This window comes from Pseudomonas sp. B40(2017) (assembly GCF_002112855.1).
Taxonomy (GTDB): Bacteria; Pseudomonadota; Gammaproteobacteria; order Pseudomonadales; family Pseudomonadaceae; genus Aquipseudomonas; species Aquipseudomonas pharyngis.
In genome coordinates, this window is record NZ_NEIT01000004.1 from 1 (window position 1) to 13,717 (window position 13,717).

12 protein-coding genes are annotated in these 13,717 nt (G+C 60.5%); 7 read left to right on the forward strand and 5 right to left on the reverse strand.

The window, feature by feature from the left end; genetic code table 11:
• Positions 1-219: 219 nt before the first annotated feature.
• From CAF76_RS10745 to CAF76_RS10755, 3 genes are all read right to left on the reverse strand, one after another.
• Positions 220-588, reverse strand: a complete 369-nt coding sequence (locus CAF76_RS10745) for a DUF6124 family protein (protein WP_085647222.1) — start codon at positions 586-588, stop codon at positions 220-222.
• A 409-nt stretch (positions 589-997) separates the two neighbouring features.
• Entirely contained in the window at positions 998-3,409 is a 2,412-nt protein-coding gene (locus tag CAF76_RS10750; RefSeq protein WP_085647223.1) for a glucose/quinate/shikimate family membrane-bound PQQ-dependent dehydrogenase, read from the reverse strand.
• A 135-nt stretch (positions 3,410-3,544) separates the two neighbouring features.
• Positions 3,545-4,906: a carbohydrate porin gene (locus CAF76_RS10755; RefSeq protein WP_085647224.1), complete on the reverse strand. Its 1,362-nt coding sequence runs from the start codon at positions 4,904-4,906 to the stop codon at positions 3,545-3,547.
• 301 nt (positions 4,907-5,207) lie between these two features.
• Between CAF76_RS10755 and CAF76_RS10760 the strand changes: the two genes are divergently transcribed.
• Both CAF76_RS10760 and CAF76_RS10765 read left to right on the forward strand, forming a co-directional pair.
• Positions 5,208-5,438, forward strand: coding sequence for a VF530 family DNA-binding protein (locus CAF76_RS10760; protein WP_007956650.1), 231 nt, complete (start codon positions 5,208-5,210; stop codon positions 5,436-5,438).
• A gap of 1 nt (position 5,439) precedes the next feature.
• Positions 5,440-6,078, forward strand: a complete 639-nt coding sequence (locus tag CAF76_RS10765; protein WP_085647225.1) for a Pr6Pr family membrane protein — start codon at positions 5,440-5,442, stop codon at positions 6,076-6,078.
• Positions 6,079-6,196: 118 nt separating this feature from the next.
• Here the strand turns inward: CAF76_RS10765 and CAF76_RS10770 are convergent, their stop codons facing one another.
• A complete protein-coding gene (locus CAF76_RS10770) occupies positions 6,197-6,982 on the reverse strand; it encodes a siderophore-interacting protein (protein WP_064599209.1) in 786 nt (261 codons plus the stop codon).
• Complete coding sequence (locus CAF76_RS10775) at positions 6,979-7,554, reverse strand: PadR family transcriptional regulator (protein WP_085647226.1); 576 nt, start codon at positions 7,552-7,554, stop codon at positions 6,979-6,981. Before CAF76_RS10775 ends, CAF76_RS10770 begins: the two co-directional genes overlap by 4 nt.
• A 478-nt stretch (positions 7,555-8,032) precedes the next feature.
• Between CAF76_RS10775 and CAF76_RS10780 the strand changes: the two genes are divergently transcribed.
• From CAF76_RS10780 to CAF76_RS10800, 5 genes are all read left to right on the forward strand, one after another.
• The gene (locus CAF76_RS10780; protein ID WP_064599207.1) at positions 8,033-8,527 is read left to right on the forward strand and encodes a CS1 type fimbrial major subunit; all 495 of its coding nucleotides are present in this window, start codon (positions 8,033-8,035) and stop codon (positions 8,525-8,527) included.
• Positions 8,528-8,608: 81 nt separating this feature from the next.
• Positions 8,609-11,131 (forward strand): CS1-pili formation C-terminal domain-containing protein, encoded by a 2,523-nt coding sequence (locus tag CAF76_RS10785; RefSeq protein ID WP_085647227.1) that lies wholly within the window; start codon positions 8,609-8,611, stop codon positions 11,129-11,131.
• A gap of 4 nt (positions 11,132-11,135) precedes the next feature.
• Positions 11,136-12,350 (forward strand): hypothetical protein, encoded by a 1,215-nt coding sequence (locus CAF76_RS10790; protein WP_085647228.1) that lies wholly within the window; start codon positions 11,136-11,138, stop codon positions 12,348-12,350.
• 43 nt (positions 12,351-12,393) lie between these two features.
• Positions 12,394-13,137 carry a hypothetical protein gene (locus tag CAF76_RS10795; protein WP_064599201.1) on the forward strand — a complete coding sequence of 248 codons (744 nt, stop codon included), beginning with the start codon at positions 12,394-12,396 and terminating at the stop codon, positions 13,135-13,137.
• A gap of 33 nt (positions 13,138-13,170) precedes the next feature.
• Positions 13,171-13,671 (forward strand): CS1 type fimbrial major subunit, encoded by a 501-nt coding sequence (locus CAF76_RS10800; protein WP_172829505.1) that lies wholly within the window; start codon positions 13,171-13,173, stop codon positions 13,669-13,671.
• Positions 13,672-13,717: the final 46 nt, after the last annotated feature.

Consider the following 13,717-nt stretch of genomic DNA (forward strand, 5'->3'; position numbering starts at 1 on the left):
GTGGTGAAGAGCAGGGGGGAGAAAAGAGAAGGTGGTGGTGCGAAGAGGAGGGAGTCGATTGGGGGCTTTAAAACCTGAGTGCGACTCGGTATCTCACGTCGGCGTACCTCTCCCAAACAACGCGGTCAGTCCCCTCTCCCTCCGGGAGAGGGCTAGGGTGAGGGCAGCGTCATGACTGACTCACCACAAGCCTGACTCCCGCAGAGACCTCATCAGCATTTATGCCGGATATCGACTGATCTCGACGTTATCCAGCACCCGATTCACCGCCAGTTCCGCCAGCATGATCACCTGCTGAATCCCGAGGATCCGATGTCGCTGCGGCGTATCGACAAAAGCCGCTACATCACTGGCCATGACGCTTGCTGTAGCCAGGGACTCACAGGCATGGGCCAACAGGCTTTCATCGTCCATGTCTGGCGATATCTGGAACATCTGGCTCGGTCGGCGACCGGGGCATTTTTTTGGAATGGGATTGAAATGGTGGTCGAGCGCGCGCTCGGCGGCTTCGTGTAGTTTCTTCGAATCGGCGGATTCGTAGGGTGAGGTGTCGTTGGTTTCGGGTGGATTTGGTGTTGGTTTTTTCATGATGGAACTCCAAGTGGCAATTTGAGCTACCACGAATCGCTGCGACGCGACGGAGGGTGGTAGCTGTGCGCGGGGTCGCAGACCGGTCCACCTGAAAACCCGGCATACCCGAAGGTATCTCGCGCACAGCCACCATAAGCAAACGAGAAATACCGAAGCACTCCAGTTTGGGGTGGCGATTATGCACCAAGTGAACTGCACGGACTGCGACGCCCGTTCGCTGAATGTTTCAGCGACCCCCAAAGCCTATCCACCCCATTTCCGAGCCACAACCGACGCGACATGTCAGAAACATCCCCTGCAAACACCCCGTCTGTAGGACATAAACACCCCGTTTAAAAAAACGCAGCCCACAAAAAAAGGCGACACCCCTCTCAGGGCATCGCCTTTCCTTTACCGCCGCTAAAGCTTATTCCGGCAGTTTGTACGCAATCACATAGTCACCCATCTTGGTGCCCAGCGAGCCGTGACCACCCACCACGAGCAGGACGTATTGCTTGCCGTCCTTGCCGGTGTAGGTCATCGGGGTCGCTTGGCCGCCGGCAGGCAGACGCGATTTCCACAGTTCTTTACCGGTGTTCACGTCGTAGGCGCGCAGGTACTGGTCGAGGGTGCCGCTGAGGAAGCCGACGCCGCCGGCGGTGACGATCGAGCCGCCCATGCTTGGCACGCCCAGGGTGAAGCCGATCGGGATTGGCGAGCTGTCGCGGCTGGTGCCGTTTTTGCGTTTCCAGACGACTTTGCCGGTGGTCAGGTCGATACCGGCGACGTAGCCCCAGGCCGGAGCCTGGCACGGTACGCCCAGTGGCGACATGAACGGGTGCATGATCACCGCGTATGGCGCGCCGGTGTTGGGTTGCACGCCAGCGGTTTCGCTCTCGCGTTTGCTGCCGGCGGCGACTTTCTCGCGTGGCACCATTTTCGAGACGAAGGCCATGTAGTTCGGGCTGGTGAACAGCATCTGGCGAACCGGGTCGACCGAGACGCCGCCCCAGTTGAACACGCCGACGTTACCCGGGTAGATCAGGCTGCCCTGTTCCGACGGAGGCGTGTATTGGCCTTCGTAGCGCAGTTCCTTGAACTGGATGCGGCACAGCATCTGATCGAACGGGCTGGCGCCCCACATGGCTTTTTCGGTCAGTTCCGGGGCCAGCAGGTTCAGGTCCGAACGGGCCTGGGTCGGGGCGGTGTGGTCGCCTTTCACGGCGCCTTGGGGAACCGGGATTTCCTTGATCGGGATGATCGGCGTGCCGTCGCGACGGTCGAGGACGTACAGGCTGCCCTGTTTGGTCGGAGCGATCAGCGCAGGTTTGATGCCGTCGGCGGTTTTCATGTCCAGCAGGGTTGGCTGGCTGCCGACGTCCATGTCCCACAGGTCATGGTGGGTGAACTGGTAGTTCCAGCGCACTTTACCGGTGGCCAGGTCCAGAGCCACGACGCCGGCGCTGAATTTCTCGGCGCCCGGGGTGCGGTCGGCGCCCCATTGGTCCGGGGTCTGGTTGCCCAATGGCAGGTAGACCATGCCGAGTTTTTCATCGACGCTGGCCAGCGACCACATGTTGGCCGAGTTGCGGCTGTAGGTTTCGCCTGGCGCCAAAGGCTCGGTGGCGTCTGGCTTGTCGCTGTCCCAGTTCCAGACGAGGCGACCGTCACGCACGTCGAACGCGCGGATCACGCCCGATGGCTCGTTGGTCGATTCGTTGTCGGTCACGTGGCCGCCCATGATCACCAGATCACGGGTGATCGCGGCAGGCGAGGTGGAGTAGTAGCCACCGGCGGTGAACGGGCCGATACCCTGGGTCAGGTCAACCACACCGTTGGTGCCGAAGCCTTCGCAGATCTTGCCGGTGTCGGCATTCAGTGCGATCAGGCGGGCATCGGCAGTCGGCAGGTACAGGCGACGCGGGCAGGCCTGGGCGACGGCTTTGCCGGCCTCGGAGATGACAGCGGAGGCTGCGTTTTCAGACTTGGCGTAAGCGGCTTCGTCGTAGTACGACACGCCACGGCAGGTCATGTGGGCGAAGCCCTTGAAGCCGACCGGGCTTTTGATCTGCGGGTCGAAGCGCCACAGTTCCTTGCCGGTGTCCGGGTCCAGCGCCAGCACTTTGCTGTGGGCGGTGCAGGCGTAGAGCATGCCGTTGGCTTTGAGCGGGGTGTTTTCGTTGGTCAACTCGACCGGGTCATCGGCGGTCGGCAGGTCGCCGGTCTGGATGCGCCAGGCTTCCTGCAGCTTGCCGACGTTGGCCGGGGTGATCTGCTTGAGTGGCGAGTAGCGGTCACCGAACTCGGTGCGGCCATAGGCCTGCCAGTCGCCATCAGGCATGGCTGGCGCGGTGCTGGTGGTGTCGGCGGTGTCGCGACCCAGTTCGCCAAAGATTTCGCCCGGGTGGGTGAAGAGGCTGACCAGGGCGGTGACGCCGGCCAGAATCACGGCCACGGTCAAACCGCCGGTGCCCATCGGCGCCGGGCCTGCGAGCAGCAGCGGGCGACGGAACCACGGCAGCAGCATCACGAAACCGAGGACAAACCACAGCGCCAGGCGCGGCACCAGTTGCCACCAGTCCAGACCGACTTCCCACAGCGCCCAGACGGTGCTGGCGAACAGCACGATGGCGTACAGGCCCAATGCTGCGCGACGGCGCATCAGCATCAGAATGCCGGTCAGCGTGATGCCGATACCGGCCAGCAGGTAATACAGCGAGCCGCCGAGCGTACTCAGCTTGATTCCCCCGGCCAGCATGGCCAGGCCCATCAGCAGAAGCAGAAGGCCGAGCAGGTTCGGCAGAAGACGGCTTCGACTCGAAGCACCTTCAGTGCTCATAGTGTGATTCTCCGTGACGTTTATGTAGTCCCGCGCTGTAGTCACTTTAGATGACGATTGGGCGCAGGCATGGTTCAGATAAAAACTTGTCTTGCTATCGAATTTCTTTCGCAGGACTGAGCCGCGTGCGCTGGATCAGAACGACGACTGGATCTTGATCCCGCCGATCAGCGCGTCGTCGACCTTGTCCACACCGCCCGGATGGCGGATGTATTGCAGGTTCGGGCGCACGGTCAGCCAGTTGGTGACGTGCACGCCGTAATAGAGTTCAGCGCTGTATTCGGTGTCCTGTGGTGGCAGGAAGGACGGATCGTCGTAGTCGTAGACAGCGCGGGCCTGGTTGGTCGCCTCGGCGTTCTTGCGGTAGGCCGGGTTGACGTGAACGCGGGCCAGGGCGAAACCGATGTCATCTTTTGCACGGGCGTCGAACAGGCCTTTGTAGACCACGCCGGCCTGGACGTAGTTGTCGATGGCGTTGGTCTTCTTGTCGTGCATCGTGCCGTTGGCGAACACGCTCAGACCACGGGAGTTGTCGCTGGCCACGCTGGTGATCTGTTGCTGCACGCCGAGCCACACGCCGTGTTTGCTCGAAGCGCTGCGATAGGCTTCGCCGCTCAGGGCAGCGGGCTGGCCGTTGCTGTCTTTATAGGCGTCGGTGGCCTTGGCGTTGCTGTAGTAGTAACCGGCGCGGTATTCGCCCGGCAGGCCGTTGAGCTTCGGCTTCCACACCAGTTCGATCGGCAGGATTGCGCCCTGGGTGCCGCTGCCACTGAGCTTGAAGCCGTTGCCGCGATCAAGGTTCGACGGGTTCTGCTCGTAGGCGCCGACTTGCGCGTACAGCTCTGGCGTCAGGTGATATTTGACGCGCAGCGCCCATTGACTGACCGGCCAGTTGTACCAGATGCCGCCGACCCAGTTGCCGACCTGCGAACCGCAGAACGCCAGGTTCTGGAAGTCGCACGGGAAGCTGTTGAAGTCTTCGCCTTCGCCGAAGCGGCCAACCTTGATGTCGAGCTTCTGGTCGAAGAATTTCTGCTGGTACCACATCTGCGTCAGGCGGGTGGTCTGGCCACGGCCCCAGACTTCCTGGGCCGAGGTGAAGCCGCCGACGCGCGGGTCGTTGATGCGGTCGTTGCTGATGTTGTTGCCGCTGCGTTTGGTCACGGTCAGCTGGAATTCAGCGTCGTTCCAGCCCAGCAGCTTTTGCAGGTCCAGGTGGGTGCCGAGGCCCCATTGGTCGCTGTAGCGCGCGGTGCGGTCGTGGTCGTAGCCGCCGTGCAGGTTGCTGCCCATTTCGCCGGTGTAGTCGAGCTTGAAGTCGATGCCTTTCGCCGAGAGTTCGCTGCGGGTGCCGTTCCAGTCACCAAGCATCCACGGTGATTCACTGTCGAAGGCCGGAGTGGCCTGGGTGCAGGTGGCGAGGCCAAGGGCGGTGCAGCCGCCGATCAGGCGCAGGGTGGAGATAGCGCTGTCTCGGGAGAACGGAAAATCGGGCATGAATAGGGTCTTTCTTGATCTTTTTGGGGGATAAGCTGGCCGCTACGATTTGACGCAGGCAGTGAAGCGGTTCAGCAGAAGGGCGGCAGGATAATGTCCTGTTACAAAAACACAAAGGGCTTTTGCAGACATGAACCCTTTCGGATTCGGTAACAGTGCGGCAATACAGCGCATTGCGGGCGTTGGCGCAGACCTGCGATCTTCTTCGGTTGGCCTACATTTAACCCAAGGCCTTCCACCCGCCCATGCCCTCGGCTAAGGTGCGCGGCTTCTGTATTTTCACTTCGCCCAAAGGCCCGGCATGAACGACCACAATCCCGATCCGCTGCACGGCGTGACCCTCGAACAGATTCTCAATGCACTGGTGACCCACTACGAATGGTCGGGCCTGGCCGAGCGCATCGACATCCGTTGCTTCAAGAGCGATCCGACCATCAAGTCGAGCCTGACCTTTTTGCGCAAGACACCTTGGGCGCGGGAGAAAGTCGAGCGGCTGTACGTGAAACTGATGCGCACCAAGCGTCCGCTCTGAGATGAACGCCGTATGGCGGCGACGCCTGATCACTTCGGCTGCGGTGCTGGGCTGGGCCGGGCTGGGGATTCAGCTGTACCTGATTTTCTTCGCGCGCCTGAGCGTCGGCGCCAGTCTGCTGGGCGGGCTGGTCAGTTTCTTCAGCTACTTCACCGTGATCACCAACACCCTGGTGGCGGTGGTGCTGACCTGTGCGGTGACGGATCGCGAATCCACCGCGCGGCGCTGGTTTCTGCAACCCTGGGTCAGCAGCGGGATTACCGTCAGCATTGCAGTGGTGGGCCTGGCCTACAGCATTCTGCTGCGACATCTGTGGCACCCGCAGGGCTGGCAGTTTATCGCTGACGAATTGCTCCACGACGTGATGCCGCTGCTGTTCCTGGCTTATTGGTGGTTGTGCGTGCCGAAGGGCAGCTTGCGTCTGAAGCACCTGCCGCTGTGGCTGATTTATCCGCTGGTGTACTTCGCCTATGCGCTGTTGCGCGGGCATTTGCTGGGGGCTTACGCGTATCCGTTCATCGACGTGGCGCTGTTGGGTTATCCACAGGTGTTCATCAATGCCGGGGGGATTCTGCTGGGGTTTGTGCTGATTGCGTTGCTGGTGATTGGCATCGACCGCTGGCAATCCGCACGAAGTTAAGACCAATGTGGGAGCGAGCCTGCTCGCGAATGCGGAGTGTCAGCCAACATCAATGTGACTGACGAATTGCTTTCGTCGGAACGCCGCCCGGAGCAGGCTCGCTCCCACAGTGGGGATATCACTCTTCTTCGGAGCCTTCTGCGCGCCAGTAACCGACCGCTTTGACGAACTTCTCGTCGAGTCCGTGCTCATCAAGCAGCACCCGGCGGATCTGCCGCGAAACCTTGGTCTCGGTCGCCACCCACGCATACAGATTGCCCTTGGGCACCTGCAATTGTTTGACGGTGGTCAGCAGATTGTCTTTGCCGCCCTCGCGCAAAACCCAGATCACGTTGACCTGCGCCGCGCTTTCCAGCGTTTGCTGCTCCTTGCCGTTTTCCACTTCGATGACCACCAGCGCCTTGCGATTGGCCGCCAGCCCTTCGAGGCGGCGGGCGATGGCGGGCAGGGCGGTTTCGTCGCCGATCAGCAGGTAGCTGTCGAAGATGTCCGGCACGATCATCGAGCCACGCGGGCCGCCGATGTGCAGGAATTGCCCGGGCTTGGCCTGTTCCGCCCAGGTCGAGGCAGGGCCGTCGCCATGCAGGACAAAATCGATGTCCAGCTCTAGCTTGTCGAGGTCGTAGCGGCGCGGGGTGTAGTCGCGCATTTCCGGCATCGGCACGTCGCTCTTGCCGGCGCCGAGCACCAGGGTTTCCAGCGCGGCGGCCTGTTCGGCGTTCTGCGGGAACAGCAGTTTGACGTGATCGTCGGTACCGAGGCTGATGAAGCCGGCCAGTTCCGGCCCGCCGAGGGTGATGCGGCGCATGCGCGGAGTCAGGTCGACGACGCGCAACACTTCCAGGCGGCGACGTTTGATTTCGTGCATCACACGATGGATGCCTTGGGTCTGTACTTCAGTCATTCGACTTTCTCCGGGGCAGATTGAACGGCGGGGCCGTCGACGATGGCTTTGGCGGTGTCATTGAGCAGGTCGCGCACCCGCAGGATTTCTTCCGGGCTCCAGCGTCCGTGGTGCATCTGCAGGGCATGGCGCAGGTTATGCACCGCTTCGTGGATTTCCGGCGGGCGATCATGGCCGCGCAGCGAGCGCTTGCTGACGTCGATGCGCATGCGCACGCCGTCCAGGGCCACCGCCTGTTCGCTCAGGGACTGGCGACCGGCATCGGTCACGGCGTAGCGTTTTTTCCCGCCCTCGGCATCGCCGCTGATCATTTCGCTTTCTTCAAGAAAGGTCAGGGTCGGGTAGATCACGCCGGGGCTGGGGCTGTAGGCGCCGTCGAACATGGTTTCGATCTGGCGGATCAGGTCGTAGCCATGGCAGGGCTGTTCGGCGATCAGCGCCAGCAACAGCAGTTTCAGATCGCCGGGGGCAAACACCCGTGGGCCGCGACCGCCGCGCTCGCGGCCGTGGCGTTTTTCGAAGCCGTCACGGCTGTCGCCATGCTCGCGGTGGGGGGAATGATGGTCTCTCATTTCAGTCTTCTCTCGTCGTATTTAGATACAACTTAAGATATATCTTTTCGTGCGAGCAAGGATTTTCTGACCCGAAGACGACGCCAGCGACGAACGGTGCGTGGCAGTGAGTCTGGAAACCTCATCGATACGACCATAACTAAAAAGTTAAAGTCATCACTCTATTAATCGTTGAGCTTATGTTCTAATTTGCACTCGGCCCCCCATTCTTCTTGCTGAAATTGCTGTATGGTTTTTCAGAGAAAAGTGTCGGTAGTCTATAACTTACAGTCATTGTTTTATATTTGAAGATTTTGTTCTTTTTTCTTTCCAGTTGCAGGGGTGATTAACTACGCGTTCGTGGGAAGTTGCCTGCTTACATTCAATGGCGAACAGTCGATCATGCCCCGGCGTTGAAACTTCAAAGCCACACCGTCGATATCGGCCGGCGTTGTTTGAACTTTCAATGCTCAATCTTATAAAGACAGGGTAATGAACGATGTTCAAGAAAATCGCACTCGCTGCTCCACTGGCTGTTCTGGCACTGGGTTCTTCCATGGCGTTTGCTGCCGGCGAAGCCCGTCACTCCATCAGCCTGATCGCTCACGTTCCAACCAATGGTTTCTATGTGGTTCCGGTCGATCCGGATCTGGTCAACAAGGACCAGGACATGAGCTTCAGCCCGATCACCGGCAGCATGAAACCGGTCAACGGCTTCTTCGACACTCGTAACAACAACGGCTCGGTGCATGGTTACCTGGAAGGCGTGCCGAAGCTGGTGGGCGGCTCGAGCATCATCGATCTGGAGGTCAAGTTCAACAACGTCGTGCTCACCCAGACACCGCAACTGGTGGTCGGTGAAACCGAATCCAATGTGAACTATCGCGCACCGATCAGCATCACCGCCAAAGGCTCCACTTTCACCCCGGGTGATTATACCGGCGCGGTCACCATGATGTTCGATGCCGTGGATCCGGTACTCGGCTCGCTCTAACGTCTGGAAGTAACAAAATCCGGCTGACGGAAGTTTCTGTCAGTCGGACTTCTTGTCTGTTTGCAATCAGAGTAACTGTTCATGTTCCCGATGACGCCCATCGCGGCTGCACTTGCGTTGCTGTTTTGTGCCGCAGCCATGGCGGCTCCTGCCGCCTCTGGTACGACACCGCGAAGTTTATTGGCGCAGGCCAAAGGTTTGCCGGCGGATTTTGAAGAGCACTTTTTTGATGTTCCGCTGGCGGTACGGGTCGAACTCGACCAACAGCCTCTGGGCGAGGCCATGGTGGTGCTGTCCCGTGACGATCGCCTGACGCTGCTGGAATTCACCGACACCAGCGACAGCCGTTTCAGCGCCTTCGAGCGGGACGTCTGGGCCGACTATCTCAAGCCCGGCGTCGCGCTGGGTGCCTGTAGCGGACGATGCCCCGAGCAGATGCTTGCGCTGCACTACAACCTGGAAAGCTCGCTGGTGTCGATCGTGACGGCCAATGCCGAACGTGACACCGAGGCCAAGCGTTTCCATGAGCAACCCGAGGGGGGCAGCAGCGGCCTGATCGTGCGTAACCAGCTCAACCTCAATGGTGGCCAGGATCAGGATCTGGGCGGGCGCTTCGGCCTGGCGGCCAGCGGCAGCCTGGGCAACTGGACCCAGACATTCAACATGCAGCTGGCCCGCCTCGGCGGCCCGGACGACAAGCTTTATCACGCCGTCCATGAGCTGCACACCCAGCGCGAACTGCAGGGCAGTTTCCTGCGTCTGGGGTATTTCACGCCGGCCTCCGAAGGCCTGATGCGCCAGCCTCGTTCCTTCGGTGCCAGCCCCGACACCACGGTCGGGGTGATGTATGGCAGCTCCGACAGTCTGGCGATCAATTCGCCTCAGCCCAGCGTGTACCCGATTTACGTCACGGCCAACCGTCAGGCGTCGGTAGAGATCCTGCGTGACGGTTTGTTGATCAACACCCAGTCGGTGCCCGCGGGCCTGCAGACCCTCGACACGCGTCCCTTGCCGGGCGGTATCTATGACGTGGAGGTGCGGTTGATCGAGGACGGCCAGATCACCTCGACCACCCAGGAGTTGGTCTACAAGCCGAACAACTGGCGCAATCTCGATGACCGCTGGCGCTACAACCTGTTTGCCGGTGAGGAAAGCAAACTGCTGAGCAACTGGGACAACCAGGTCACCGGCGATCCCACGGCCGGGGCTTCGATCAACTATCTGCTGCATCCGCGCATGATTCTCGGCCTGTCGGCACGCCAGATACGCGACACCTTGCAGTACGGCACGTCCATCGACTGGACGCTGGCCAACAGCGTCAGCCTGTTCGCCAACATCTATGAAACCCAGGACCATGGCACCGGCCTCGACCTGCAAGGGCTGTACAACTACGGCGCCGGCAGTCTGGTGGTCAGCCATAACCGCAGCTGGCTCGACACCACCGATCTCTACGAAACCCTGCCGGATGGCACACGGATTCGCCAGCGCAATGTGTTCGTCGGGCAGACCAGCAACTCATCGCTGGCACTCAACCATCGACTCGACAGCCGCAATTCGCTCAACGCCCGGGTTTCCCACAGCGATGGCAACACCGAAGGCATCGGCGTGGATCTTGGCTGGACCCAGCGCACGACGCTGTTGGGCAGCGACGCCAACTGGCGTCTGTCGCTGTTTGACCGACCGGGCACTTTCAGCAGCGGCGACGAGCGTAATCGCGGGGTCGATCTGAGTATCAATCTGGCTCTGGGGCCGCCCGGGCAACAGATCACCGGCAGCATCGGCTCGCGTACCGCCCGTGAAGGCGGGCGTGACAACAATGCGTCCCTGGGCTGGCGCAAGGACTTCAAGGATCACGTACTGCAGAACGTGTCGGTCACCGCGCTGAGCGACACCTATGGCGTGGGCCTGTCGAGCCTGGCGAGTTTCCACACGGATGTCGTTTATGGCGACGGATTCGTGCAGCGTTCCTCCTACAACGGCAACTTTACCGGTGGCCTGAACCTCGACAGCACGCTGGTCATGGGCGCCGACCAGATGATCCTGACCAGTCAGAGCGAAACCCGCGGCGCGGGGATGATCGTCGACGTCGAGTCGGATATCGATGGCATCGCCCTGCGCGCCGACGATTACAGCGGCGGCAGTGCGGCGTTGAAACCGGGGCGCAATTTCATCCCGATCACCGCGTACCAGAACAGTTCGGTGAGCTTTGACTTCCAGGGCAATCACGCCCCGGCCGCGACCATTGAGCCGGCACGAACCCGTTACCACATGAACAAGGGCGGGGTGGAGTACCGCAAGGTCCGGGTGATGAGAACCCTGACTGTGCTGGGTCGGTTGGTCGATGCCCAGGGCCGGCCGCTCAAGGGCCATCACGTGATCAACCACGCGAGCCGGGGGGTGACGGAAGTCGATGGCTTCTTCTCGATGGAAATGAACGCCGGGGCGCCAACCCTGGAAGTGCGTCAGGGCAACCAGTTGCTGTGTCAGTTCCGCCTCGATGCGAACAGCCATCGCAGTGAAAACAACGTGTTGATGATCGGTGATCTGCGGTGCACCCCGGACACCCTGGCCGATGTCACTTCTACCGAGCAGAAGGCGGGTTGAAACCATGAAAAAAACGACGTGTTGGCTGGGGTTGCTGGCGGCGCTGAGCGCCTCGCCGGCAGGGGCGGTGAATCAGGAAATCCGTGCCTTGTTCCAGCCTGATCCTGCGCATCCGAACAAAAATGTATTCATCAACCAGACGCCCAACAGCGGTTATTGCGCGGTATGGCCGGATCAATGCGTCGACAACCAGATGTTCAGTATCGAGTTGCCGATTCGTTTCACTTCCAGTCGCTTCATGACAGCCGGTTTTCCGCTTTCACTGAAGGTGCCAGCCAACTGGAGGCAATTGACAGTCACCAACCGGGACACCCAGGAAACCGAAACCGTTGAAGTGCGGGTCATCGGCATCGGCTCCGATTTTGTGCTGAGCGATACGGCCGCCAATCTGGTCGGAGTATCGGACATCCTCGAAGGTCATCAAAAACTCTGGACCACCAGCAGTTGGGTTTACGCGCCGGCGCCCTGTCAGTACAGCGGCGTGGGTTCCTACACGCCTTCGACGTATCGGTTTTTCTGGAAAACGCCGGTGGAAGCAAGCTGTACCAAGGTAACGGCTTTCCTGATTCCGGGGATGGCTTTCAGAACGATGGATTTCGCTTACGAACTGCGCACGCCCAATCCGCTGGGCATGTCGTCGGGGCTCTATACCGGCTCGTTGTCCTACACCCTTGGTCCCGGTGGTGATTTCGATCTCGGCATGCAGATGTACCCGGACGACAGCAACCTGACTCTGGATTTCGTACTGGATGTACAACACACCCTGAAGGTCGATCTGCCACCGGGAGGCAACAAGGTCACCCTTGAACCGGCCGGGGGCTGGCAGAGCTGGCTCGACAGCGGCCGCAAGCCGACCAAAATCTTCCGCGATCAGCCTTATTTCCTCTCGGCGTCGTCACGCTTCAAGGTCCGGATGACGTGCGACTCGCTGGGTGGTGAGGAGTGCAATTTGCGCAGTCCGACAGGCCGATCCACCAAAGCGACCGTCAAGCTCAGTGTGCCGGGGGGAATCGTCGGCCCGGGTGGTGGCGATGGCTGGTCGGGCACGCTGCCCCACAACTTGTGGATAGGCCCTTTCCAGCCCACCCACTATGTGGATCGCAAGCCCGGCAACCTGCATTTTTCGATTTCTCAGCGGGACATCGAGTTTCTATTGCAACCCGGCGTCAACGACACACTCACGGGGCGCATCACCATTATCTGGGACTCGGAAGTCTGACCCTCCGGATCAACCCCTTACATCTTTCAAAAGGTTGAAGACGATGACACGCCTGTTTCTGCTTTCACTGCTCGGCCTGCTTGGCGGACCCGCACTGGCCGGGCCGCAGATCAATGTCGGCACGGTGTACGACTATCTGGATGGCGACAAGAGCACCTACCTCAAACGTGTATTCAACAGCGGCGACAGCACGGCCTTCGTCAAGGTCAACGTGCTGGAAATCGTCTATGACGATCAGGGCAAGCCGCAGGAAGTCCCGATCGAGACGGCCACCGACGGCGCGTCGCGCAATGGCCTCATGGCCAGCCCGGCGCGGTTGATCGTGCCGATCAAAGGCATGCAGGGCACACGCCTGCTGTACATGGGCGAGCGGGATCGCGAGCGCTATTTCCGGGTGCGTTTCGTGCCGGTGGTGCCTGAAAAGGAGGATGAATTCGTGGTGAGCGAGCAGGAGCGTGACGCGTACAAGGAGGGGTTGTCGGCCGGGGTCAACCTGATGACCGGTTTCGGCACGATCTTTTTCGTACGGCCCAGGGACGCCCGGTTCGAGACCGTCGTCAATGAAACGGGCGATCGCTATGAACTGCGCAACAGCGGCAACACCGTGGTCATCGTCGATGAGTTCAAGAGCTGTTCCCTGAGTAACGAAACCGACTGCGGCGCGACCACCAAGCACCATATCCTGGCCGGCAAGACGTTTGCCTTCGACAAGGAGAAGGGCCGCGAGTACCGCTTCAAGTTGATCGAAGGCGACAGCAAAAAAGACTTGAAGGTGACGAGCCGCTGACGGCGGTTTCCATTGACGCGCCAGGTAAAGAACATGAACAAGCAATGTGCCGTCCTTGCATTGATGGCAATCACCGCACTGACCAGTCACCTGACATGGGGGGCCCGCGAGGAACACGTTTTCGAGGTGTCCCTGACGATTCCAAGTCGGCCGTTCTATATCGTGCCCGCCGAACCGGACTGGATCCACCGGGTCCAGCGCCTGGTCTGGAATCCCGGCAGCGAGACGCTGAGCACGCTGAGCAAGCACTTCGATGTGCGGCATGACTCCAGCGCTATAGAGGCACGTCTGGACAGCCCTGCGCATCTGTCGAACGGCAGGTCGAGCGAGGACATCTGGCTGAAGGTCACTTTCAATGGCGTAGTGCTCGGGCCTGAAGTGCCTTCCCGACTCGTGCTGTCACAGGAGGAGGCGGCGGTGGGCAAGCGAGTGCTGCTGGAGATAGAACCGTTGAAACCGACCGGAGGATTCCGGCCGGGGGATTACAGCGGCACCGTGATGCTGCTGTTCAATGCCAGGGCACCGGGAGCGTGATCCCGGGCCTGGCATGGCGTTGCGAAGGGTGTTGCGCGCTTGCCTC